This window comes from Isoptericola sp. NPDC056578, assembly GCF_042793275.1.
Lineage (GTDB): Bacteria > Actinomycetota > Actinomycetes > Actinomycetales > Cellulomonadaceae > Isoptericola.
The window spans coordinates 61,672-83,690 of the sequence record NZ_JBHTVC010000012.1; the positions used below are offsets into that span (position 1 = coordinate 61,672).

Annotated in this window: 21 protein-coding genes; 11 read left to right on the plus strand and 10 right to left on the minus strand. The window is 72.5% G+C overall.

Annotated elements, in window-relative coordinates; all coding sequences use genetic code 11:
* Positions 1-18: 18 nt before the first annotated feature.
* On the minus strand, positions 19-507 hold the full coding sequence (locus ACFQ80_RS07145; protein ID WP_430563144.1) for a DUF4188 domain-containing protein: 489 nt from the start codon (positions 505-507) through the stop codon (positions 19-21).
* 85 nt (positions 508-592) lie between these two features.
* On the opposite strand from ACFQ80_RS07145, the gene ACFQ80_RS07150 reads away from it, so the two are divergent.
* Positions 593-1,243: a MerR family transcriptional regulator gene (locus ACFQ80_RS07150; RefSeq protein ID WP_430563145.1), complete on the plus strand. Its 651-nt coding sequence runs from the start codon at positions 593-595 to the stop codon at positions 1,241-1,243.
* An 87-nt stretch (positions 1,244-1,330) separates the two neighbouring features.
* Positions 1,331-2,137, plus strand: coding sequence for a hypothetical protein (locus ACFQ80_RS07155; RefSeq protein ID WP_430563146.1), 807 nt, complete (start codon positions 1,331-1,333; stop codon positions 2,135-2,137).
* A 21-nt stretch (positions 2,138-2,158) separates the two neighbouring features.
* Here ACFQ80_RS07155 and ACFQ80_RS07160 read toward each other — a convergent pair whose 3' ends face one another.
* From ACFQ80_RS07160 to ACFQ80_RS07180, 5 genes are all read right to left on the minus strand, one after another.
* Positions 2,159-3,199, minus strand: coding sequence for an NAD(P)-dependent alcohol dehydrogenase (locus tag ACFQ80_RS07160; RefSeq protein WP_430563147.1), 1,041 nt, complete (start codon positions 3,197-3,199; stop codon positions 2,159-2,161).
* Between the two features lie 66 nt (positions 3,200-3,265).
* Positions 3,266-3,799 (minus strand): gluconokinase, encoded by a 534-nt coding sequence (locus ACFQ80_RS07165; protein WP_430563148.1) that lies wholly within the window; start codon positions 3,797-3,799, stop codon positions 3,266-3,268.
* A 1-nt stretch (position 3,800) separates the two neighbouring features.
* Positions 3,801-4,739, minus strand: coding sequence for an NAD(P)-dependent oxidoreductase (locus ACFQ80_RS07170; protein ID WP_430563149.1), 939 nt, complete (start codon positions 4,737-4,739; stop codon positions 3,801-3,803).
* Positions 4,736-7,051: an alpha-xylosidase gene (gene yicI, locus ACFQ80_RS07175; protein ID WP_430563150.1), complete on the minus strand. Its 2,316-nt coding sequence runs from the start codon at positions 7,049-7,051 to the stop codon at positions 4,736-4,738. Before yicI ends, ACFQ80_RS07170 begins: the two co-directional genes overlap by 4 nt.
* Positions 7,052-7,098: 47 nt before the next feature.
* Complete coding sequence (locus ACFQ80_RS07180; RefSeq protein ID WP_430563171.1) at positions 7,099-8,109, minus strand: LacI family DNA-binding transcriptional regulator; 1,011 nt, start codon at positions 8,107-8,109, stop codon at positions 7,099-7,101.
* 170 nt (positions 8,110-8,279) lie between these two features.
* On the opposite strand from ACFQ80_RS07180, the gene ACFQ80_RS07185 reads away from it, so the two are divergent.
* The 3 genes from ACFQ80_RS07185 (at position 8,280) to ACFQ80_RS07195 (ending at position 11,309) form a co-directional block, all read left to right on the plus strand.
* Positions 8,280-9,485 carry an extracellular solute-binding protein gene (locus ACFQ80_RS07185; protein ID WP_430563151.1) on the plus strand — a complete coding sequence of 402 codons (1,206 nt, stop codon included), beginning with the start codon at positions 8,280-8,282 and terminating at the stop codon, positions 9,483-9,485.
* Between the two features lie 46 nt (positions 9,486-9,531).
* Positions 9,532-10,482 carry a carbohydrate ABC transporter permease gene (locus tag ACFQ80_RS07190; RefSeq protein WP_430563152.1) on the plus strand — a complete coding sequence of 317 codons (951 nt, stop codon included), beginning with the start codon at positions 9,532-9,534 and terminating at the stop codon, positions 10,480-10,482.
* Between the two features lie 74 nt (positions 10,483-10,556).
* A complete protein-coding gene (locus ACFQ80_RS07195; protein ID WP_430550381.1) occupies positions 10,557-11,309 on the plus strand; it encodes a carbohydrate ABC transporter permease in 753 nt (250 codons plus the stop codon).
* A 20-nt stretch (positions 11,310-11,329) separates the two neighbouring features.
* On the opposite strand, the gene ACFQ80_RS07200 is transcribed toward ACFQ80_RS07195, so the two are convergent.
* Positions 11,330-11,824, minus strand: coding sequence for a hypothetical protein (locus ACFQ80_RS07200; protein WP_430563153.1), 495 nt, complete (start codon positions 11,822-11,824; stop codon positions 11,330-11,332).
* A 537-nt stretch (positions 11,825-12,361) separates the two neighbouring features.
* On the opposite strand from ACFQ80_RS07200, the gene ACFQ80_RS07205 reads away from it, so the two are divergent.
* Both ACFQ80_RS07205 and ACFQ80_RS07210 read left to right on the plus strand, forming a co-directional pair.
* On the plus strand, positions 12,362-13,987 hold the full coding sequence (locus tag ACFQ80_RS07205) for a sodium:proline symporter (protein WP_430563172.1): 1,626 nt from the start codon (positions 12,362-12,364) through the stop codon (positions 13,985-13,987).
* On the plus strand, positions 13,987-14,115 hold the full coding sequence (locus ACFQ80_RS07210) for a putative transporter small subunit (RefSeq protein WP_430563154.1): 129 nt from the start codon (positions 13,987-13,989) through the stop codon (positions 14,113-14,115). The genes ACFQ80_RS07205 and ACFQ80_RS07210 overlap by 1 nt, the downstream gene beginning before the upstream one ends.
* Before the next feature lie 77 nt (positions 14,116-14,192).
* Here the strand turns inward: ACFQ80_RS07210 and ACFQ80_RS07215 are convergent, their stop codons facing one another.
* The gene (locus tag ACFQ80_RS07215) at positions 14,193-14,876 is read right to left on the minus strand and encodes a hypothetical protein (RefSeq protein WP_430563155.1); all 684 of its coding nucleotides are present in this window, start codon (positions 14,874-14,876) and stop codon (positions 14,193-14,195) included.
* A 289-nt stretch (positions 14,877-15,165) separates the two neighbouring features.
* Positions 15,166-15,762, minus strand: a complete 597-nt coding sequence (locus tag ACFQ80_RS07220; RefSeq protein WP_430563156.1) for a DUF6318 family protein — start codon at positions 15,760-15,762, stop codon at positions 15,166-15,168.
* 384 nt (positions 15,763-16,146) lie between these two features.
* Here ACFQ80_RS07220 and ACFQ80_RS07225 point away from each other — a divergent pair, with 384 nt between their 5' ends.
* The 4 genes from ACFQ80_RS07225 to ACFQ80_RS07240 all read left to right on the plus strand — a co-directional run bounded on the left by ACFQ80_RS07225 (position 16,147) and on the right by ACFQ80_RS07240 (position 20,630).
* Positions 16,147-16,938, plus strand: a complete 792-nt coding sequence (locus ACFQ80_RS07225; protein ID WP_430563157.1) for a hypothetical protein — start codon at positions 16,147-16,149, stop codon at positions 16,936-16,938.
* Between the two features lie 153 nt (positions 16,939-17,091).
* A complete protein-coding gene (locus ACFQ80_RS07230) occupies positions 17,092-18,408 on the plus strand; it encodes an ABC transporter substrate-binding protein (protein WP_430563158.1) in 1,317 nt (438 codons plus the stop codon).
* The gene (locus ACFQ80_RS07235) at positions 18,405-19,496 is read left to right on the plus strand and encodes a hypothetical protein (RefSeq protein ID WP_430563159.1); all 1,092 of its coding nucleotides are present in this window, start codon (positions 18,405-18,407) and stop codon (positions 19,494-19,496) included. The genes ACFQ80_RS07230 and ACFQ80_RS07235 overlap by 4 nt, the downstream gene beginning before the upstream one ends.
* Before the next feature lie 45 nt (positions 19,497-19,541).
* A complete protein-coding gene (locus ACFQ80_RS07240) occupies positions 19,542-20,630 on the plus strand; it encodes a substrate-binding domain-containing protein (RefSeq protein ID WP_430563160.1) in 1,089 nt (362 codons plus the stop codon).
* A 545-nt stretch (positions 20,631-21,175) separates the two neighbouring features.
* Here the strand turns inward: ACFQ80_RS07240 and ACFQ80_RS07245 are convergent.
* Positions 21,176-21,838 (minus strand): SDR family NAD(P)-dependent oxidoreductase, encoded by a 663-nt coding sequence (locus tag ACFQ80_RS07245; RefSeq protein ID WP_430563161.1) that lies wholly within the window; start codon positions 21,836-21,838, stop codon positions 21,176-21,178.
* Positions 21,839-22,019: the final 181 nt, after the last annotated feature.

The following is a 22,019-nucleotide window of genomic DNA, read 5'->3' on the forward strand; positions in this document are numbered from 1 at the left end:
ACCTTGGCCGCCGGTCGCCTACGCCGACGTGACGGGGTTCTTCAGCCGCTCGCGTGCGGTGCGGCCGCGGCGAGAGGCGGGGATGCTGCCTGCGGCTCGGGCGAGGCCGAAGGGCCGGGGAGCGTCGGCGTAGAGGCTCTCGTGATGTCCGGCGGGCACGGCGTACGACTCGTGCCAGACCTGGACGGCGCCGGGCACGCGGTGTGCGCGTCGGTAGAACGCGAGCCAGGCGGGCCGGTGCCGTCGCTCGTCGGCGTTGGCGTAGCGGTAGATGTCGTCGATGGTGCGCCAGTACTGCACGACGGTGACGCCGCGCAGGTCGGCGTCGATCGTGGTGCGCGCGTGGAGCAGCCCGGCGTCGGGGTCGCGACCGAGCTCGGCGAGCATCGGTCCCATCGCGGCGAACGCGGGGAGCCAGGCGTCGGGGCGCCAGGGCTTGACCACCCGCGCGCCGATGAGGAAGACGGCGAGGCCGCCCTCGTGCTGGTGGGTCGTCAGCGTGCTCATGGGAACCTCCACTCGAACGGATAGTGGAACTCTCCAATATTGGATAGTGCTACTCTCCAAAGTCAAGAGGTACGGACGGAGGAGCATGCGCATCTCGGGTCTCGCGGAACGGACCGGTGTCCCGGTCGCGACGCTGAAGTTCTACGTGCGGGAGGGGCTGCTGCACGCGGGCACGGCCACCGCCCGCACCCAGGCCGTGTACGACGCGACGCACGTCGAGCGGGTGCGGCTCGTCCGCGCTCTCACCGAGTCCGCCGGCCTGACGCTGGGCGCGGTGCGTGAGGTCCTCGCCGTGCTGGACGACCCGCCGGCCAGCCGGCGCGAGCTCCTCGGGGCGGCGCAGCACGTCATGCTCGCGCGGGAGGACGGGCGCCCGCAGGACCGCACGGACCAGGGTGAGCCGGCCTCCGAGGAGCCCGATCGCTGGGCGGCCCGCGCGGCCGAACTGGTCGCGGCCCGGGAATGGTGCGCCGACGACGACCCGCTCGTCGCCCGACTCGCGGGCCAGCTCCGGGCCGCAGACGCCGCCGGCATCGACCTTTCGGACGCCCACCTCGCGGCCCTCGCCGAGGCGGCGGACACCGTGGCCGCCGCCGATGTCGCCTCCGTGCCCGCGGACCGTGCCGGGGCCGTGCGGCAGGTCGTCGTCGGCACCCTGCTCACCGACCCCGTGCTGCTCACGCTGCGCCGCATGGCGCAGCAGCGCGCGAGCGCCGGCGTCGAGCAGACAGGCTGACGGAGCGTCGCCCCGGCGTCGGACGCACGGCCGCTTTCACCCACGCCCCTGGGCCGGCGACGCCGCCCGCGGTGACAGACTTCGCGGATGCGGCGGCGTCTCCCGGTGGTCCTGGTGCTGGTCACGTCGGCGCTGCTGGCCGGGTGCAGCGTGCTCGGGATGGGGCCGTCCCCGACGACGACGTACACGGACGCGAACGGCGAGACCGTCACGGTGGACTGGAAGGACTACCCGGCCGCCGAGGGGTCGGACGCCGAGGCTCTGCTCGACGCCCCGGACCAGGCGGAGCTGGAAGCCCCCGCCAGGCAGCTGGTGAACGACCTCCGCGACGCGGTGGAGGAGGCGGCGGGGACGCCACTGGTGCCGCAGCGTACGGAGGAGTCCTGGTTCGACGACGAGGACTGGTACCCGGAGGAGGGCAACGGGTACGGGGGAGAGCCCCTGCTGACGACGGTGAACTGCTGCCGGCTCAGCAGCGACCGGGTGCCTGACCTGGAGCGGTGGCAGGCGATCGTCGACGCCGCGAGCCGGGTGACGGAGGAGGCCGGGCTGGGGCCGTTGGTGCTCGAGCACGAGTCCGGGGCGATGGCGGATGACCCAGCCTGGCGGAAGGAGCACCACGAGCGGTTCTGCAACGTCGTCGGCGGTGGGTGCTGGTGGTGGTCGGCCGTGGCCGCCGACGGCTACCGGTGGATCAGCCTGGATCTCCAGGACGCGTCCCTCGACCCGACCGGCGACGGCGTCGACGAGGCCGAGGAGCTCGACCTCCCGGCGGCCTCGATCACCCTCGACTACGGCGCGACGGTGGTGCGCACCGGGATGAAGCCTGCCTACGAGGAGGCGCTCGCCCCCTTCCGCGGGCTCGAGCAGCCAGAGGCGACCCGGTCGGACTGAAGGGGGCGAGCGCCGACGTCGCTACAGGGTCGCCGTGTCGATGACGAACCGGTAGCGCACGTCGCTGGACAGCACGCGCTCGTAGGCGTCGTTGATCTGGTCGGCGCCGATGAGCTCGGTCTCCGGTGCGATGCCGTGCTCGGCGCAGAAGTCGAGCATCTCCTGGGTCTCGGCGATGGAGCCGATGCTGGAGCCGGCGAACGACCGGCGGTTGTTGAACAGCGAGAACACCTGGATGGGCAGCGGCTCCGGCGGGGCGCCGACGTTGACCATGGTGCCGTCGAGGCGCAGCAGCCGCAGGTACTGGTTCAGGTCGAGCGGCGCGCTGACGGTGTTGACGATGAGGTCGAAGCGGTTGGCGAGCGCCTCGAACGTGGCGGCGTCGTCGGTCGCGTAGTAGTCGGTCGCACCGAAGGCGAGGCCGTCGTCCTTCTTCGCCAGGGTGCGCGAGAGCACGGTGACCTCGGCGCCCATCGCGGCGGCGATCTTGACGGCCATGTGGCCGAGGCCGCCCATGCCGACGACCGCGACCTGCTTGCCGGGGCCGGCGTTCCAGTGCGCGAGCGGCGAGTAGGTGGTGATGCCGGCGCAGAGCAGGGGCGCCGCAGCGGCGTAGTCGATGGCGGCGGGGACGCGGAGCACGAAGTCCTCGTCGACGACCACGTGCGTCGAGTAGCCGCCCTGGGTGATGGTGCCGTCGCGGTCCACGGCGGCGTACGTGCCGGTGTTGCCCGCGAGGCAGTAGTTCTCCATGCCGGCGAGGCAGTTCTCGCACTCGCGGCACGAGTTCACCATGCAGCCGACGCCGACGCGGTCGCCCACGGCGTGCTTCGTGACGGCGGGGCCGACCTCGACGACCTCGCCGACGATCTCGTGGCCGACGACCTGCGGGTAGGTGATCGGGCCCCAGTCGCCGCGCACGGTGTGGATGTCGGAGTGGCAGATCCCCGCGTAGCGGATGGCGATCAGGACGTCCTTCGGGCCGACGTCGCGACGCTCGATGGTCGTGGGGACCAGCGGCTCGGTCGCGGACGGGGCGGCGTAGGCGTTGACGGTGCGCAAAGAGTTCTCCTCGGTCGATGGTGCGTGCCCACCGTAGATGCCGGCGGCCCGCCCCGGGAGACCCTCTCAGGGCACCCCTGGGCGGCTGAACCAGCCCGCGACGACGTCGACGGCGCGGTCCACGGTCCGGTCGACGTCGACCATCACGCCGGTCTCGTCGGAGCCCAGGGGCTCGAGCGTGGCGAGCTGCGAGTCGAGGAGCGCAGGCGGCATGAAGTGGTCCGCGCGCGCCGCGATGCGCCGCGCGAGCAGGTCGCGGTCGCCGTGCAGGTGGACGAACGCGACGTCGCCGCCCGCGCCGGCCCGCAGGATGTCCCGGTACGACCGGCGCAGGGCCGAGCAGGCCACGACCGCCGGTGCGCCGTCGTCGCCGCCGCGGAGCACCTCCGCGACGCGGGCGAGCCAGGGGCGCCGGTCGTCGTCGGTGAGCGGGGTCCCCGCCGACATCTTCGCGACGTTCGACGGCGGGTGCAGGTCGTCGGCGTCCACGAACTGCAGGCCCAGGCGGGCAGCGAGGAGCCACCCGACCGTCGACTTGCCGCAGCCCGCGACGCCCATGACGACGACGCCGCGCACGTCGCCCGGGACCGCTCCGGCCACGTCAGTACCCGGCGGCGGGGTCGACGACGCCCTCGAGCGTGCCGCCCGCGACGAAGCGGCGGAGGTTCTCCTCGACCCGTGCGCGCAGCAGCGGCGCGACCATCTCGGCGGTGTCCGCCGTGTGCGGGGTGATCAGCGCGGTCGGCAGGTCCCACAGCGGGTGGCCGTCGGGCAGGGGCTCGGGGTCGGTGACGTCCAGCGCCGCGCCGCCGAGCCGGCCGGAGGCCAGGGCGGCGACGAGGGCGTCGGTGTCGACGAGCCCGCCGCGCGCGATGTTCACGAGCACGGCGCCGGGCTTCAGGGCGGCCAGCTCCTCCGTGCCCAGCAGCGCGCGGGTCTGCGTGGTCAGCGCCGCGGCGACCATGACGACGTCCGCCCGGGCGAGCTCCGCGCCCAGGTGCTCCGTGGTGACGGTCCGCTCGGCGCCGGGCACCGGCTCGGCCCGACGGCGGACGACGACGGTGCGCGTGCCGAACGGCGCGAGCAGGTCGAGGTACGTCCGGGCGATGCCGCCGGCGCCCAGCACGAGCACGTCGGCCCCGAACAGGGACGTCCCGGCGGACCTGCCCCACGAGCGGGCGCGGGCGCGCTCCGGCAGGTGCCGGAGCAGCGCCAGGGTCAGCGCGAGGGCGTGCTCGGCCACGGGCCGGGCGAAGGAGCCCTTCGCGGAGGTCCAGGTGATGCCGGGCGCCTCGAGCAGCCCGCCGTCGGCGTACGCGTCGACCCCGGCCGACGGGAGCTGGACCCAGCGGGTGCCCGGCGCGGACGCCAGCGCCGCCCGCAGGTCGGCGAGGTCGCCGCCGAACCAGAGCAGGCCGCCGGTCTCCGGACCGGGCGGGACCAGGCGGGCGCCGGCCGCGGTGGCGGCGTCCGGCAGCCAGCCGGGAAGCGGGCCCGGGCTCGCGACGCTGACGCCGGGGCCCGCCGTCGTGCCGCTCATGCCGCGACCCGCGCGACGCCGTCCGCGGCCTCGGCGCGGGCGCCGCCCACGACCTCGACCGACCAGCCCGCGCCGAGCGCCGACTCGACGACGACCTCGTCGCCGTCGCGCCGGACGGTGAACGCCACGGCCTCGCCGTCGGCGCCGTCGACCTCGACGCGCCGCGACCAGCCGTCCGCGCCGGGGTGCACGAGCAGCGTCAGCCCGTCGAGGTGATCGGCGTCCGGGCGCTCCTCGTGGGCGCTGAGCGGGACGACGCCGCCGGCGCGGACGTAGACCGGCAGCGAGTCGAAGCCGTGGTTCTCCCGCAGCCAGCGGCCACCGGCGACGCGCTCGCCGGTGAGGAGGCCGGCCCACTCGCCCTCGGGGAGGTAGAGGTCGACGTCGCCCTCGGCGTTGAACACCGGCGCCACGAGCAGGTCGGACCCGAGCATGTACTGGCGGTCCAGGTGCGGCACCGCGGGGTCGTCGGGGAACTCCAGCAGCATGGGCCGCATCATCGGCGTGCCCGACCGGTGCGCCTCGTGCCCGGTGGCGACGAGGTAGGGCGCGAGCCGGTTCTTGAACCGCGCGAACGTGCGGGTCACGGCGACGGCGCTCGTCGGGTCGGACTCGTCCTCGCCGAACATCCACGGCACGCGGTAGGACCCGCTGCCGTGCATGCGGCTGTGGCTGGAGAACAGGCCGAACGCCGTCCAGCGCTTGAACACGCCGGCGTCCGGCGTCATCTCGAAGCCGCCGATGTCGTGGCTCCAGTACCCGAACCCGCTGTACGCGAGCGACAGGCCGCCGCGCAGCGACTCGGCCATCGACACGTACGACGCCGTGGAGTCGCCGCCCCAGTGCACCGGGAACTGCTGCCCGCCGGCGGTGGCCGAGCGGGCGAACAGCACGGCCTCGCCGGTGCCGCGCTCCTCGGCGAGCACCTCGTGCACCGCCTCGTTGTAGAGGTGGGTGTAGTAGTTGTGCATCCGCTCCGGGTCGGAGCCGTCGAAGTACTCGACGTCCACCGGGATCCGCTCGCCGAAGTCGGTCTTGAACGCGTCGACGCCCTGGCGCACGAGCACGCGCAGCTTGTCCTTGTACCAGGAGGCGGCGTCCGGGTTGGTGAAGTCCACCAGGGCCATGCCGCCCTGCCAGCGGTCCCACTGCCAGACCGAGCCGTCCCGACGCCTCACCAGGTAGCCGGCCGCCATGCCCTCGTCGAAGAGCGGCGACTGCTGGGCGATGTACGGGTTGATCCACACGCACACCCGCAGGTCGCGGTCGTGGAGACGGGCCAGCATGCCCTCCGGGTCGGGGAAGGTGCGCTCGTCCCACTCGAAGTCGCACCAGTTGAACTCGCGCATCCAGAAGCAGTCGAAGTGGAACAGGCTCAGCGGGATGTCCCGCTCGGCCATCCCGTCGATGAACGAGTTGACCGTGGCCTCGTCGTAGTCCGTGGTGAAGCTCGTGGACAGCCACAGCCCGTACGTCCAGGCGGGGATCTCGGCGGGGCGGCCCGTGAGCGCGGTGTAGCGCTGGAGGATCGCCTTCGGGTCCGGCCCGTAGACGACGAAGTAGTCGAGGGCCTCGCCGAGCACCGAGAACTGCACCCGCTCGACGGCCTCGGAGCCCACCTCGAACGAGACGTGGCCGGGGTCGTTGACGAACACGCCGTACCCGCCGGTGGTCAGGTAGAACGGCACGTTCTTGTACGCCTGCTCGCTCGACGTGCCGCCGTCGTAGTTCCAGATGTCGACCGTCTGGCCGTTCTTCACCACCGGGCCGAAGCGCTCGCCCAGGCCGTAGACGAGCTCGCCCACGCCCAGGTCGAGCTGGTCGAACACGTAGCTGGTGCGCCCGTCGCGGCGCAGCTCGATCGGGCCGTGGTCGACGGAGGCGTCGGGCGCGACGTCCGCCCACGCGGCCGACTTGCCGCTCGACCCGGTGAGGCGGCGCCCGCCGGCGTGGAACGACAGCTCCCAGGACTTCCCGACGGACAGCTGCACGCTGAGGTCGCCGGTGGTGAGCGTGCCCTGGCCGTCGACGACCTTGGCCTCGCCGACGCCGTCCAGCAGGTCCAGCTCGAAGCGGCGGGGCTCCTGGCGACCCTTGTGGTGGACGTGCTGCACCCGCACGACGTTCTCCGTCGGCGACGACACCGTGGTGGTGATGACCGGGTTGTTCAGGGTGTCGCCGCGGTGCCGCACGACCTTGGTCGGCGCGACGGAGCGCAGGCTCGCGCCGTCGGCGGCGACCCGGTCCACCTCGCGGGCGTAGTGGATCGCGACGCCGGGGCGGGCGTGCCAGAAACCGTCGGTGAACTTCATGGGGGAGGGCCTTCCGTGGTGCGGGTGGTGCGGGGCGCCGGCGGGCGTCAGCGGGCGTCGGCGGTGGAGCCGACGAGCTGGAGCGTGCCGGGCAGGAGGTCGTGGGTGGGGACGGCGGACGGGTCGGCGAGGCGGTCGACGAGGTCCTGGACGCTGCGGGAGCCGAGCTCGGCGCCGGGCGCGACGACGGCGCTGACGGCAGGGTCCGCCGTCGCGAGGTCGGCCGCGGACGTCGCGAGCGCGAGAACGGAGATGTCGCCCGGGACGGCGCGGCCGGCCGCGCCGAGCCCGTTCACGAACCCGGAGAGGGCCGCCTCGTTGAGGACGAGGACCGCCGTGACGTCGGGGTGGTCGGCGGCCAGGGCGGTGGCGGCCCGCCGTCCGGAGCGCGGGTCCTGGGCGGCGCGGACGACGAGCGGGTCGAGGCCACGGCGCGCCGCCTCGGCCAGGTACGCCTGCTCGGTGCGGACGACCGGCCCGTACCCCGACCACGCGGGGCCGGAGGGGCCGCCCGGCTCGCCGAGGACCAGGGCCACGCGGCGGTGCCCGAGGTCGGTGAGGTGGTCGAGACCGGTGGCGACCATGCCGGCGAAGTCCATGTCGACGTACGACAGCCCGGTCGGGTCCTCGGTCCGGCCGATCAGCCCGAAGGGCACCTCGCGCGCGGCGAGCAGCGCGACGCGCGGGTCGTCGGCGGTGACCTCCATGAGCAGGACGCCGTCGACGAGCCCGCCGGACAGGTAGTCGTCGAGCTGGGCGACGTCGTCGACCGGCCACAGCACCACGTTGAAGCCGCGCTCGGTCGCGGCGCTCGCGGCGGCGGTGACGATGCTCAGCGCGGTGCTGCCGAGGCGGTGCTGCAGGGCGGGGAAGACCAGCGCCACGATGTGGCTGCGGCGGCTCGCCAGAGCCCGGGCGTGCACGTTGCGCCGGTACCCCAGGTCGGCCATCGCGTCCTCGACGCGGGCGCGCGTCGCCGGGGCGACGCGCTTGGTCCCGTTGACGACGAACGACACGGTCGTCAGGGAGACGCCGGCCCGGTCGGCCACGTCCTGCATGGTCACCACGGGGCACTCCTCACGTCGGGAACAGGTCGGGAACAGGGCTCGGGAACGGTGCTGCGGATCGATGATCACACAGCCGGACGAGATTGGTAAAGCGCTTTGACAGCCTCGCCGGGTCGTGCCTAACCTCGCCGTCACGTGAACCGAGCGAAGGAGCTACGACTGTGCGACGAACCCACACCGCCGTCGGCGCGGCGTCGGCCGCCGTCGTCGTCCTGGGGCTGTCAGCCTGCAGCGGCGGTGCCCGTGCGGACGACGGCACGCTCGTCGTGACCGACACGCTGTCCGACACCAGCGCGCCCGTCTACCAGGAGGTCTACGACGCCTGCGCCGCCGAAGTCGGCATGAAGGTGCAGGCCAACCACGTGGCGGGCTCCGGGCTCATCGCGACCGTGCTGCAGCAGGCGTCGTCCGACACGCTCCCCGACGTCCTCATGCTCGACAACCCCGACGTGCAGCAGATCGCGTCGTCCGGCGCGCTCAGCCCGCTGACCGACTACGGCATCACGGGCGAAGGGTTCCCGCAGGGCGTCGTCGACGCGGGCACCTACGACGGCGACCTGTACGGCATCGCGCCCGTCGTCAACACGGTCGGCCTGTTCTACGACGTCGACGCGCTCGCCGAGGCGGGGATCGAGCCGCCCACCACCTGGGACGAGCTCCGTGCGGCGGCCGAGGCGCTGACCACCGACGGGCGCTACGGCCTCGCGTTCAGCGCCGCCAACACGTTCGAGGGCACCTGGCAGTTCCTGCCCTACCTGTGGAGCAACGGGGCGGACGAGGACGACCTCACGTCGCCCGAGGCGGTCGAGGCGCTCTCCTTCGTCGACGGCCTCGTGCAGGACGGGTACGCGTCGTCGAGCGTCGTCAACTGGTCGCAGAACGACGTCAACGACCAGTTCATCGCGGGCAAGGCCGCCATGATGGTCAACGGGCCCTGGAACATGCCCGCGCTGGAGGCCGCCGAGGGCCTCGACTACGCCGCCGTCCCGCTGCCCGTCCCGGAGGCGGGTGACACGCTCGAGGCGCCGCTCGGCGGCGAGGCGTTCACCGTCCCGCGCACCGGGAACCCCGACAAGATGGCGAAGGCCGGCGACTTCGTCGCCTGCGTGACCCGCGGCGAGCACCAACTCGCCATGGCCACCGGCCGGGGCGCCGTCCCGTCGGACACCGAGGTCGCCGCCGAGGCGGCCGCCGAGAACCCGGTCGTGGCGACGTTCGTCGACACCGTGCAGACCGCCCGGTCGCGCACCGCGCTGCTCGGGCCGGACTGGCCCGGCGCCGCCACCCAGATCTACACCGCCCAGCAGCTCGCGCTGACCGGGAGCGAGCCTCCCGCGGAAGCCCTCGAGCGGGCGACGGAGCACTGATGCGCACGCCGACGTCGCGCGCGTCGTCACCGAGGAAGGATCGACGATGACCACCACCTTCGCCGGCCCGGCGCCCGTCGTCGCGCCCGGTCTCAGTGCCGACCGTCGGTGCAGCCGCGCCCGGGTGCGCGAGCGGACGGCCCAGTGGCTGTTCCTCGTGCCGGCGATCGCGTACGTGCTCGTGTTCTTCGGGTACCCGATCGTCAAGAACCTCGTGATGGGGTCGCAGGACTACACCGTGCGGACCTTCGTCTCGGGCGAGGCGCCGTGGGTCGGGCTCGACAACTACGTCGAGGTCGTCACGAGCAGCCTGTTCCGCACGACCGTGCTCAACACGGCGCTGTTCACCGTCGGCTCGATCGTCGGCCAGTTCGTCATCGGGCTCCTGTTCGCCCTGTTCTTCAAGCGGCGGTTTCCGCTGGGGAACGTGCTGCGGTCCCTGCTCCTGCTGCCCTGGCTGCTGCCGATGATCGCGGGCACTGCGGTGTGGAAGTGGATCCTCGACCAGGACGGCGGCGTCCTCAACGAAGCGCTGGGCTCGATCGGCATCGCGCCGGTCCACTGGCTCACCAGCCCCGACGTCGCGCTCGTCGCCGTCGTCCTGGTGAACGTCTGGGTGGGCATCCCGTTCAACATGACGCTGCTGTACTCCGGGCTGCAGAACATCCCCGACGAGCTCTACGAGGCCGGCGCCCTCGACGGAGCCACCGGCGCCAAGGCGTTCTGGCACATCACGTGGCCCAACCTGCGGCCCGTGGTCAGCGTCGTCCTCGTGCTCGGCGTGATCTACACGCTCAAGGTGCTCGACATCATCCTGGGCCTCACCGGCGGCGGACCCGCCAACGCGACCCAGACCCTGGCCACCGACTCCTACCGGCGCTCGTTCCAGGAGTTCTCCTTCGGCACCGGCGCCGCGGTCAGCAACATCCTCATCGTGGTGTCGCTGCTGTTCGCCGTCGTGTACCTGCGCGTCAACAAGCGCGCCGTGGATGAGTGAGGTTCATCGTGAATCAGACGACCGACGCCCGGAAGCTGCGGTACACGATCGTCGGGATCGTGCTCCTCGCGGTCATGCTGTTCCCCGTCTACTGGATGGTCAACGTGTCCCTCCAGGGCGGCGGTACGGCGGCGAACAGCTCGTTCTTCCCGACGAACGTCACGTTCGAGGGCTACCAGCGGGCGTGGGAGGACCAGACGGGCAACCTCGTCACCAGCATGATCGTGGCCCTCGGCGCGGTGCTCGTGTCCCTGGTGATCGCGACGCCCGCCGCCTACGCGCTGTCGCGGTTCCGGCTGCGCGGCATGGGGATCTTCCTGTTCGTGCTGCTGCTGGCGCAGATGATCCCCGGCATCGTCATCGCGAACTCGCTCTACACGCTGTTCAACGACCTGGGCCTGCTCAACACGTACGTCGGCCTGATCCTCGCGAACGCCACGCACGGCATCCCGTTCGCGATCCTCATCATGAGCGCGTTCATGCGGTCCATCCCGCCGGCGCTCACCGAGGCGGCGCGCGTCGACGGCGCCGGCCACTTCCGCGCGTTCTGGTCGATCATCGTGCCCGTGAGCAAGAACTCGCTCATCACCGCGGGGCTGTTCAGCTTCCTCTTCGCGTGGAGCGACTTCATGTTCGGCCTCACCCTCACCACGGGAGCGGACATCAAGCCCATCACCCTCGGCATCTACGACTACCTGCAGGGCAACGTCCAGAGCTGGGGGCCCGTGATGGCGAGCGCCGTCATCTCCTCCGTGCCGGCGATCGTGCTCCTCGTCCTCGCCCAGCGGTACATCGCCGCCGGCGCGCTCGGGGGCGCGGTGAAGTGACGTGAGATGACCTCGGCACCTCAGCCGAGGGCCGCGGCCCAGAGCCCGCTGCTCGTGTAGAGCTCGTCGACCTCGTCGAGGTCGACCGGGGGGACCGAGTCGCCGGTGCCGACGGCCGCTGCCACCCACCAGTCGGCGCCGGGCAGGCCCGCCGAGGCGTAGGCGCGCACGCCTGGTTCGAGGTGGGGGCAGCCGGGGCGCGGCCGTGCGAGGACCTCGCCGTGCGCCGGCTCCCACAGGCGCACCGACCCGTCGCGTTCATCGTCGAGGACGACGGCGTCGTACCACCGCCACACGACGACGTCGTGCCCGCCGGCGGGCGCCGCGATCGCGACCAGGTGGCCGGGGGAGAAGCGTTCGGTGTGCGGCGACGGGACCGTCGCGGCGAACGGGACCGTGGCGGCGCGGCCGTCGTGCCACACGTCGCAGGCGGTCTCGCTGACGCGCAGCACCCGCGCGGTGCGGAGGGAGGGCGTCGGGCCGGGGCCGCCGTCGCGCCCGTCGTCGGTCGTCATGCGCGGGAGTCTGGCAGGACGGCGCGTCGTGGGCGACGGGAATTCCCCGCGTCCTCTGGTCGGTGGCGCCCTGGGAATAATGTGTCCATTTTGTGGTATAAACGTGACCGACGGCCATTGACCGGCGCGCTGTGCCGCGCCCGGAGGAACCCCGACACCACGTCTCGTCGGCGCGCTCTCGCGAGAGTTCCCGCTTGGTCCCCGTCACGAACCGCCGGCCCCTCCGTGCGCCGGCACCCGCACGCCCCGACCGCGGCGCATCGCCGTGCGCCCTGGTCAGGACGGTTGACGAACGGAAGGAGCGTCGTGCTGTCGACCCAGCCGGCACGGTACGCACTGCCCTGTGCGTGCCGCCCCGTCTGCCCCCGGCGAGTGCCGCCCGCCTAGCTGTCGTTCCCGCTGTCCCCGTCCCGCCGGACCCGCAACGGGCCTCCGGTTCCCTGACGAGAGAGTGAGAACCCCTTGGGCAACCTGCAACAGATCCCTGGACCGATCGTGATCCTCATCCTGCTGCTGTTCTTCGGCGGCAGCTTCTACATGTCGGTCCGCATCAGCCGCAAGAAGGAGAACGCGGACGGCTACATGACGGGCGGCGGAAAGATCGGCTTCGGGATCTCCGCGGCGTCGATGACCGCCACCTGGATCTGGGCGTCGTCGATGTACGCCTCCGCCACGTCCGGCTACACCTACGGCGTCTCCGGCCCCATCCACTACGGGCTCTGGGGCGCGCTGATGATCCTGCTCATCTACCCGTTCGGGCGCCGCATCCGCGCCGTCGCGCCGCGCGCGCACACGATCGCGGAGGTGATGTTCGCCCGCCACGGCCGCTCGAGCCAGCTCATGCTCGCCGGGTCCAACGTGCTCGGCAGCGTCATCAGCCTCACGTCCAACCTCATCGCCGGCGGCGCCCTCGTCGCCATGCTCACGCCCTACACCTTCACGCAGGGCATCGTCGCCATCGCGGCCGGCGTGCTCCTGTACACGCTCTGGTCGGGCTTCCGGGCGTCGGTCCTCACCGACTTCGCCCAGGTGGTGGCGCTGCTGGGCGCGGTCGTGGTCATCATCCCCGTGGTGTTCTTCGCGGCCGGCGGGCCCAGCCTGTTCGAGACGGGCGCGGCGAACCTCACGGCACAGCAGAAGGACTTCTTCTCCTCGGACGCGTTCTTCAACCAGGGCGCCCCGTACATCGCGGCCGTGCTGGCCTACGCGATCGGCAACCAGACCATCGCCCAACGGCTGTTCGCGGTCCGTGAGGACCTCATCAAGAAGACGTTCGTGACCGCGACCTTCGGCTACGGCGCGACGATCATCGGCATCGGGATGCTCGGCGTCATCGCCCTGTACGCGGGCATCGAGCCGCTCGGCGGGGACATGAACAACCTCGTCCCGCAGATGGCCGCGAACTACCTGAACCCCGCGCTCCTGTGCCTGTTCTTCGTGATGATCATCGGGTCGCTCTCCTCGACGGCTGACTCCGACCTGACGGCCCTCTCGTCGATCGTCATGGCCGACATCTACGGCCAGAACGTCGCCGGCAAGAAGCGCGCCAACCCGCGGACCATGGTCCTCATCGGCCGGATCACGATGGTCATCTCGATCGCCGCGGGACTGGTGTTCGCGGGGTCGAAGTTCAACATCCTCGACCTGCTCGTGTTCGTCGGCGCGTTGTGGGGCGCCCTCGTGTTCCCCGTCATCGCGAGCTTCTACTGGGACCGGGTCACGAACGTGGCCTTCAGCGCCGCGGTCGTCGCGGGGCTCGCGTGCTTCCTGCCCGTGCGCTTCTCGTGGGTCGACCTCTCGGGCGGGCTGGGCCTCGCGTCGGACGTCCTGTCCACGCTCGGCATCGGGATCGTGCTCGGCCTGATGGCCTTCGGCTTCTTCGGCAAGCGGGTCGCCCTCATCGTCGGGACGGTCGCCACGGTGGCGGCCGCGCCGTTCGCGATCGGGTTCCTGCACACCTACCCGGTGCTGTCGGGCTCGCTCGTGGCCTACGCGGTCAGCACGATCGTCTGCGTCGCCCTGACGCTGCTGAGCAAGGACCGGTTCGACTTCGCCCTGATCAAGGAGCGCACCGGCAACTTCGACGAGGAGGAGACGGCTGCGAGCCGTCCGGCCGAGGAGCCGCGACGGGGCGAGCCCGTCGCGGCAGGAGAGGGGATCTGATGACGTTCCTGCTGACGGTGTACGTGCTCGTCGGGCCCGTCGTCGTGGCCGGCGTGCTCTTCGTGATCAGCCGCGCGTTCTACCGCGAGCTGCGCAAGGCCAGGGCCGAGGGGCGCAGCGTGATCTAGCGCGGGCCCCCTGGCCCGGCGCCCGCCGCACCTCGACGCCGTCGTCCGCGACGGCGTCGAGGCGCGGCCGCGGCGGCTCAGCAGGTCGCGTTGCCCTCGAGGTCCTCGCAGACGAGGCGGGTGCGTGCCTCGGTCACGGTGGTGGGGTCGGTGGTGCTCGTGGTCGAGATGGTGCCCGGGATGTCGATCCAGTCGCTGGTGCCCTGCACGCGGAAGCGGCCCTGCCAGGTCGTGGTGAGGGTGACGGCGACCCCCGCGCGGTACACGTTGCCCTTGTCGTCGACGCCGGTGCCCGCGTCCTCGCCGGGCGTGCCGAGCTGGCTGTAGGTGTGCCCGACCCAGCTCTCGTCCGGGGTGGCGTCGCCCTCGTGCCACGGGCGACCGGGGGACGTGGTCGTGAGCGTGCTGCCCGTGGACGAGTACGGGTCGTCGAAGTCCCACGTGTACTCCGTGGGCTCCGCGCGCAGGACGACGGGCACACCGAGGAGGGTGACCGTGCGGTCCAGGGACGCGGCCGACGTGTACGCCGGGTAGTGGACGTTGACCACCATGGGCGGGTTGCCCTGCACCGTCGCCTCGGGGGCTGCGATCTTCATCGACTTGAACTCGCGGCGCGCCTGGGCCGCGATGTCGGCGGGCGTGACGCACTGATCGTCCGACAGCTGTTCGGCGTCGTCGTAGGTGCCGTCCTCCTGGACGCGCTGCACCCAGAGCGCGTCGAGGGTGTACTCGCCGTCCTCGCACGGCGTGGTGATCTCCACGACGTCCGTGCCCTCAGGGCACGCACCCGGTGCAGTGACGATCCCGCTGAGGGAGTCCAGCTCTTCGCCCAGAGTCCCGCACGTCACCGCATCGGTGCGGGCGTAGCGGTCCTGGGGCTCGTCATTGGCGGGCTCACGACCGCCCGAGCTTGGCTTCCAGGCGTCTGCAGTTGCTTCAACAGTCACACTGTCGTCATCGTTCTTAGACTTGCCCTCGTATTCGGGTGCGTTCGCAGCACTCGAACTGAGCACAACCGCGAGAACCAGGCTGGAGATTGCAAGCCGCATGTCAGTTCTCCTGGTCGTTAATAACTCCGACCACGATCCAGTCGCTTGATCTGCGTGCCACCTCTACGCGCGACTTCGCGACAACCGCCTTATCGGACGCGAGTTCTTCGCCGTTGGAATCCGTGATCGTCCACGGATCCTCCCTTGTCTCCACGTCGACCGGCCAGATTCCGGTGACTGCGTCCTGCTCGTAGGTGTGTAGGGCCCGGGCTCGCGTTGCGCCACCTTCGAAGCGGTCGCCTCGCTTAGCGATTGTTTGCGCCTGTTCGAGCCGTGCATCACAGAAGCCACAGGCCTTGCCAGACATCGCCTCCCACTCAGCGGTATCCCCGGTCTTCATGATGTAGTCGTCGAGCTCGAGGAAGTACACGGCTGCAGCCTCGGCGCCTGCGGGGCCGTCGTCGTCCATCTTCTTCGGCCGCTCGGGCGCGACGACCACGGCGGAGGAGCTGGGCGACGGTGAAGCCGAGGGGCTCACGTCGGTCGCGGTGGGTTCGGCCGACGGCGTGGCGGGCGGGTCGTCGTCGCAACCGGCGACGAGGAGCACGGCGGCAGCGGCGATGGAGGTGGCGGCGAGAATGGCCCGGCTGCGGGTCATGACGGTGCTCCCTGTCGGCGGTGACGTCGCGGTCACTGTAGAGCAGATCGCCATTCAGTTGCCCGGGTGTCTGTGGACAATCTCATCGGTGCGTGCGCTGTGGGTGAAACCTTCGCCCCTGAGGCCCTGTGCGGTGCATGCGCGGAGCCTCGGACGGACGATCCGCAGGAGGGCTGTCACACGGAAGGGGCTGCAGGTGCGAACACCAGTGGGCACCGGTGTCGGCGGCCTGTCCCTCGACGGGCTCGGGGCGCATCCCCGTGTCGTGAAGAACCGCGGCTGGGACGGTCGCCGGCTCGCTCGGATCCGGGGCGGCGCCGCGACGCGCCGGGCCGTGTCCCCCGCAGCTCCGGATGCGGGCCGTGTCGGGGGAGCCGAAGGCGCATGACGTCGGCTGACGAGACACAGCCGGCCGTCGCGGCGCGACCGCCCGTCCTGCGGCCGCTGGCGGTGGTGCTCGGGATCTTCTGGAGCGTGCTGTTCTTCGGGATCATCGACCTGACCAGCTACTTCGACGGCCCGGAATGGGTCCCGATGAGCCTGCTCGCGACCGGCTGGGGCCTGCTGTTCACCGTGCTGGTGGCGGTCCCGCTCGTGGCTGCGGGGATCTGGCCGAGGCTGGGCGACGTCGCTGCGCTCCAGCTCGCGCTCGTGGGGCTGGCGATCGTCGTGGCGGCAGCGCTGAGCGGGACGCCCGGTCATCTGGTCGTCGCGCTCGGCGTCCTCGGGTCGGCGGCCCCGCTGGTCGTCCCGGGGCGCCGGCTTCCTCCTGTGCCCCGCCCTCGCGTGCGGGACTGGTGGCCGGGGGCGTGGGCCGCCGTCGGCGCCTGGGCCTGGACGGGCTATGCCGGGATGGCGGTGGCCGCCACCTGGCGAGGGCTTCCGGACGACATCACCCTGGGACTCCCGCACTGGCCGGTCCAAGCCGCGCTGCCCCTCGGGCTGGCGCTCGTCGCCGGCCTCGCGGCCGTCCATCCGGCGGGCTGGGTGCTCCCGACCACGTGCGTGGCGCTGTCGGCGGTGTGGCTCGGGGTGGCCTCCCTCCTCCGCCCCGACGTGCTCGGAAGCTTGGGTGCGGCGGGGGGCGTGGCGGCCGTCGTGTGGGGTGCCGGGCTGGTGGTCGCGACGTGGGTCACTGCGCCGCGTGCCGGTGCGCCCCGGACCTCCGTGGAGTAGTGCGCCGGCGGCGCCCGCCGTCGTCATCCCCGCACGATCGGAAATGACCGGTTCGCCGCTCGTTCCGTCCGGCGGCACCACGTCGAGACCTACCGTTCGAGTCGCGCCGGCGGGGTCGCCGGGTGCGGATGGTCGACGAGCGAGGAGGCTCTCATGAGGTTGGCGCGCAAGGCCGCGGGCGCGACGGCGGCGCTGGCCGCGGCAGCACTCACGCTCACGGGGTGCGGCGGCGGACCGGGGACGGCCGAGCCGGGCTCCGCGGAGAAGCTGCGAACGGACGAGGACATCACCCTCTCGATGGCCTGGTGGGGCGACAACGGTCGCGCGGACCTGTACGAGAAGGCGATCGACGTCTTCGAGGAGCGGCACCCGAACGTCACCGTGCAGACGCAGTTCCAGTCCTGGGACGACTACTGGGGCGCACGAGCCACGGAGGCGGCCGGCGGCGCGCTTCCCGACGTCGTCCAGATGGACCTCCAGTACGTGCGCCAGTACGCGTCGACGGGCCAGCTCCTGGACCTCGACGGCCAGGCGGGGATCAATCTCGACCTCGACGGGGTCGACCCGTCGCTGCTCGCCTCGGGTGAGATCGACGGCCGACAGTTCGGGATCCCGATCAGCACCAACACGCTGGCGCTGTTCTACAACGCGGACCTGCTCGACGAGCTCGGGATCGACCCGCCGGCCGAGGGGTACACCTGGGACGACCTGGACGCGTGGATCGCCGAGGCCTCGAGGGCGGGCGCCGGTGATGACCCGGTCCGGTACGGACTCAGCGACTACACGGGTCAGCTCTGGTTCCTTCTGCAGTGGTTGATCCAGCAGGGCGTCGAACCGTTCACCGACGACGGGCGGCTGAACTTCGACGAGGCACAGATGACCCGGTGGCTCGACCGAGGGCAACCGCTCCGCGACGCGGGAGCCCTCTTCCCGATCAAGAAGGCCAAGCAGATCGAGCCCCTGGACGGGTTCATGGCCGGTGAGCAGGTCGCGGCGATGACCTGGGACAACTTCCTCGGTTCGTACGAGGCGGAGACGGGCGCCGAGGTCCGGATGCTGCCGATGCCCTCGGGAGCGAACGGTCCGCAGCAGTTCTGGAAGCCGGGCATGATGCTCTCGGCCTCGAGCAGCACGACGGAGCCCGACGCCGCTGCGGCGCTCATCGACTTCCTCGTCAACGACCCGGAGGTGGGGAAGATCTTCGGCACGTCGAAGGGTGTCCCCGCGACCCAGGCGCAGATCGACGCGATCGAGGTCGAGCCCGGATCGGTGGACGAACGGGTCGTCCGGTTCGAGAAGGACGTCGCCGACGTCGTGACGGAGCCGGCCCCGGTGCCGGTCCAAGGGATCGGGGAGCTCAACGCGGAGCTCGTCCGGCTCAGTGACGAGCTCCAGTACGGCAGTCTCACGGTCGACGAGCTCGTCGCCCAGTGGTTCTCGTTCGCCGAGAGCACGGTGGGGCAGTCATGACGACGCCGACCGACGCCGTCGCGCAGGACCTCGCGCGGTTCGACCGCCTCTTCGACGGGCTGCTGGCGTGGCTGCCGACGCTGTGGGACGCGGAGCGCGGCGGGTTCTACTACGCCGCGAGCTCGCGGACCCGCCCGGAGTTCGAGGCGGACCTGGAATCGACGGCGTTCGCGGTGAACGTCGTGGACCGGGCGGGCCTGCTCGACGCCCTGCCGCCCACGGTGCGCGCCGCCCTGGTGCGGTACTTCCAGGACCGGCAGGACGCGGAGACGGGCTACTTCCTGGACCGGCAGAACGAGATGCGGGAGATCGAGCGGCTGCGCGGCCGCGCGCTCGACGTGTCGACGACGGCGCTGCGACGGCTGGGCGCGGCGCCGTCGCACCCGCTCCCGGACGCGACGTCGGGCACGACGCCGTTCACGCGCCACGTGGCGTCGGTGGCGGCGTTCGAGGAGTGGCTGGAGCGCCGGCCGTGGGACGACTCGTGGCTCGCGCAGGACAACCTCCAGGCCCAGGGGTCGCTCCTCGCGCTGCTGCCGGCGGAGCGGTGCGAGCCGCTCGTCGACGCCGCGCTCGCGCACGTGCGCGCCCGGCAGGACCCGGCCACGGGGTTCGCGGGCGAGGGCGTGCCGTACAACCGGCTGTCGGGGGCGTTCAAGCTCGCGCTGTTCTGCCGGCAGGTCGGACGACCGGTGCCGCTGGCCCGCGAGATCTACGCCGCGGCGTTCGACGTCATCCGCACCGAGCCGTGCGTCGACGCGTGCTGGCTGCGCAACCCCGTGGAGCTGGTGGACGTCGTGGGCGGCCAGCTCGGCGGCGTCCCGGACGACGACGTCGCCGAGCTCGTCGCGATCACCACCCGCAACGCGGTGGGCTTCGCCCGCGCGGACGGCGGCTTCTCGCGGCACGTCGGCGCGTCCGTCGCCGCGCCGAACGCGGTGCGCCTCGGGCTGGGGCTGGACGAGGGCGACCTCAACGCCACCCACCAGTTCGTCACCACCGTGCGCCCCACGCTGTTCCGGCTCGCGGGGGTCGACGACCCGCCGCTGCCTGCCCCCGCGGACTGGGCCGCCGCCTTCGACGGGTGACGGCCGGGATACTCTGCCGGCGACGCGGAACACGAGGGAGCGGCGATGCACCTGGCCCGCCAGCGGCACGAGCTGGTGCTGCGCGAGCTGGCGCTGCGCGGCAGCCTGCGGTCGGCGGAGTTCGCCGCCCGCCTCGGCGTCTCCGAGATCACGATGCGCCGCGACCTCGTCGCCCTGGAGGGCGCGGGGAAGCTCCGCCGGGTGCACGGCGGCGCGGTCGCCGGCGACGCGGCCCCGGCGCCCCGGCCCGCGCGCAGCCTCGTGGGCCTGGTCGTGCCGAACACGACGTCGTACTTCCGCTCCGTGGTGCGGGGGATGGAGGCGGTCGCGCCCACGCTGCGCGTGCGGCTGGTGCTCGGGGTGTCCCAGTACCGGCCGGAGGTGGAGGTGGCGCAGGTCGACCGGCTCGTCTCCCTCGGAGTCTCGGGGCTGGTCATCGCGCCGACGACGCGCGAGCGGCCGGTCGCCGAGCTCGCGTCCTGGCTCCGCTCGGTCCCCGTGCCGCTGGTGGTCATGGAGCGTCAGCTCGACGGGGACACCGGCCTGAGCGAGCTCGACCTCGCCCGCACCGACCACGCCCAGGGCGGGATCCTCGCCGTCGAGCACCTGCACGGCCTGGGCCACCGGCGGATCGCGCTCGCCGTCTTCGACCGCACCCCGACCGCGCCGTACCTGCGCGCGGGGTTCGCGACGGCGCAGACGCGCCTCGGCCTGGAGCCCGGGCCCGACGTGTCCTTCGACGTCGGGGAGGAGGGGGACCCGATCGCGCTGGCCGCGGCCGTCGAGGACGCCCTGGACCGGTGCGTCGCGGCGGGCGCGACGGCGGTCGTCGCACACACCGACCATCACGCGGCGCGCCTCGTCGAGGGCGCGCTCGACCGCGGGCTGCGCGTGCCGGGCGACCTCGCCGTCGTCGCGTACGACGACGAGAACGCCGAGCTCGCCGTCGTCCCTCTCACCTCCGTCACCCCGCCGCGGCGCGAGGTCGGCGAGGAGTCGTTGCGGCTGCTCGTCGACCGGATGGCCGCGGACGGCGCCGGCCCCCGCCCGCCGCGGCACCTCAGCCTGCTGCCGCGGCTGACCGTGCGCGCGTCGTGCGGGGCGGCGCCGTTCCCGGGCGGGCGGCGGGGTTGAACCGCCGCCGTCCGTGTGGTGACGTGGAGGCCCGAGGGCGCGTGCGGTCGCACCGCGGCCTTCACCCCTCATCCCGGAGAGGTCATGACGATGGTGTCGACGTGGGCCGACTTCCAGGCCGCGCAGCGCTCCGCGCTGGCCGCGCTGGTGGCCGGTGACCCGCGCGACTTCCAGCGGCTGTGGGACCACACACCGCACGTCTCGCTGCTGGGCGCGTTCGGCGGCGTCGCGCACGGTTGGGACGAGGTGCGTGACCGCCTCGCCGCCGTGGCCGTCGTGTACGGCGACGGCGTCTACCGGCGGCTCGACCAGCTGGACGAGCACGTCCACGGAGACACCGCCTGGACGGTGCACGTGGAGGAGATCCACTCCCGGTCCGCGACCGGCGGACGGGTGGTCCGCGAGCGCCGCGTCACCAAGGTCTACCGGCGCCGAGGACGGCTGGCGGATCGTGCACATGCACTCCGACCCGCTGGTCACCGCGGAGCTCCCGGGCGACGACGCCGGGACCGGCCGCTGACGGCGCACGGCCGGGCCGTCGGGGGTCAGTCCAGCGGCCGCACGAAGGTGCGGAACTCGCCGCGCTCGACGTGCAGGTCCCAGAGCCGCTGGGCGAGGGCGTCGGGGTCGTGGTCGGGCTCCCCGCCGCCGATGCCGAGCGGGATGATCAGCTGCGCGACGTGGATGCCCTCGGGCGCGAGCGCCTCGTGCAGCAGCCGGGCGTAGGCGCTCTCGGCGGCGAAGGCGACGGACGTGCCGGTCACGGCGTCGCGCGGCCGGACGGCGCTGCCGCCGTTGGGGAACAGCACGGTCCCGCGGCCCAGCGCGCGCATGCCGGGCAGCACGTGCTGGACGGCGGCGGCGGGGCCGAGCACGGACATCTCGAGCGGGCCGACCAGGTCCTCGGCGGTGGTCTCGAGCGCGGGCTTCATGAACTCGCGCGCCGGGAGCGGGCTGTACTGCAGCACCTCGACGGGGCCGAGGTCGGTGGCCGCCCGGTCGAGCGCGGCGGTCAGCGCGTCGCGGTCGCGCGCGTCGGCGACGTACCCGGCGGCGGTGACGCCGTCGTCGCGCAGCCCTGACGCGAGCCGGTCCAGCTTCGCGGCGTCCCGCGCGACGAGCGCGACGGAGAAGCCCTCGCGACCGAAGCGTCGGGCGACGGACAGGCCGAGGCCGGGGCCGGCGCCGATGATGGCGAGCGTCGTCATGTCGTTCCTCCCACGTGGCGGTCGGCGCCCGTGCGGCACCGGCTCGGGACCCAGTCAACGCCCTCGACGGCGGGCGGGGGAGTCCCTGGTGAGAGGTGTACCGCCAGGGCGCCCGTCGCGCGCTCGGTGCGGTCCCGCGGTTCGATGTCGAGAGAGCGCGCTCCGCTCCGTCCCCGGGGAG

Bases quoted from the DNA above. Each gene is read 5' to 3' on its own strand.
- ACFQ80_RS07145 (WP_430563144.1), bottom strand. From the start codon at position 507: ATGAGCACGCTGACGACCCACCAGCACGAGGGCGGCCTCGCCGTCTTC.
- ACFQ80_RS07150 (WP_430563145.1), top strand. From the start codon at position 593: ATGCGCATCTCGGGTCTCGCGGAACGGACCGGTGTCCCGGTCGCGACG.
- ACFQ80_RS07155 (WP_430563146.1), top strand. From the start codon at position 1,331: ATGCGGCGGCGTCTCCCGGTGGTCCTGGTGCTGGTCACGTCGGCGCTG.
- ACFQ80_RS07170 (WP_430563149.1), bottom strand. From the start codon at position 4,739: ATGAGCGGCACGACGGCGGGCCCCGGCGTCAGCGTCGCGAGCCCGGGC.
- yicI (WP_430563150.1), bottom strand. From the start codon at position 7,051: ATGAAGTTCACCGACGGTTTCTGGCACGCCCGCCCCGGCGTCGCGATC.
- ACFQ80_RS07180 (WP_430563171.1), bottom strand. From the start codon at position 8,109: ATGCAGGACGTGGCCGACCGGGCCGGCGTCTCCCTGACGACCGTGTCG.
- ACFQ80_RS07190 (WP_430563152.1), top strand. From the start codon at position 9,532: ATGACCACCACCTTCGCCGGCCCGGCGCCCGTCGTCGCGCCCGGTCTC.
- ACFQ80_RS07195 (WP_430550381.1), top strand. From the start codon at position 10,557: ATGCTGTTCCCCGTCTACTGGATGGTCAACGTGTCCCTCCAGGGCGGC.
- ACFQ80_RS07200 (WP_430563153.1), bottom strand. From the start codon at position 11,824: ATGACGACCGACGACGGGCGCGACGGCGGCCCCGGCCCGACGCCCTCC.
- ACFQ80_RS07205 (WP_430563172.1), top strand. From the start codon at position 12,362: ATGTCGGTCCGCATCAGCCGCAAGAAGGAGAACGCGGACGGCTACATG.
- ACFQ80_RS07210 (WP_430563154.1), top strand. From the start codon at position 13,987: ATGACGTTCCTGCTGACGGTGTACGTGCTCGTCGGGCCCGTCGTCGTG.
- ACFQ80_RS07220 (WP_430563156.1), bottom strand. From the start codon at position 15,762: ATGACCCGCAGCCGGGCCATTCTCGCCGCCACCTCCATCGCCGCTGCC.
- ACFQ80_RS07225 (WP_430563157.1), top strand. From the start codon at position 16,147: ATGACGTCGGCTGACGAGACACAGCCGGCCGTCGCGGCGCGACCGCCC.
- ACFQ80_RS07230 (WP_430563158.1), top strand. From the start codon at position 17,092: ATGAGGTTGGCGCGCAAGGCCGCGGGCGCGACGGCGGCGCTGGCCGCG.
- ACFQ80_RS07235 (WP_430563159.1), top strand. From the start codon at position 18,405: ATGACGACGCCGACCGACGCCGTCGCGCAGGACCTCGCGCGGTTCGAC.
- ACFQ80_RS07240 (WP_430563160.1), top strand. From the start codon at position 19,542: ATGCACCTGGCCCGCCAGCGGCACGAGCTGGTGCTGCGCGAGCTGGCG.
- ACFQ80_RS07245 (WP_430563161.1), bottom strand. From the start codon at position 21,838: ATGACGACGCTCGCCATCATCGGCGCCGGCCCCGGCCTCGGCCTGTCC.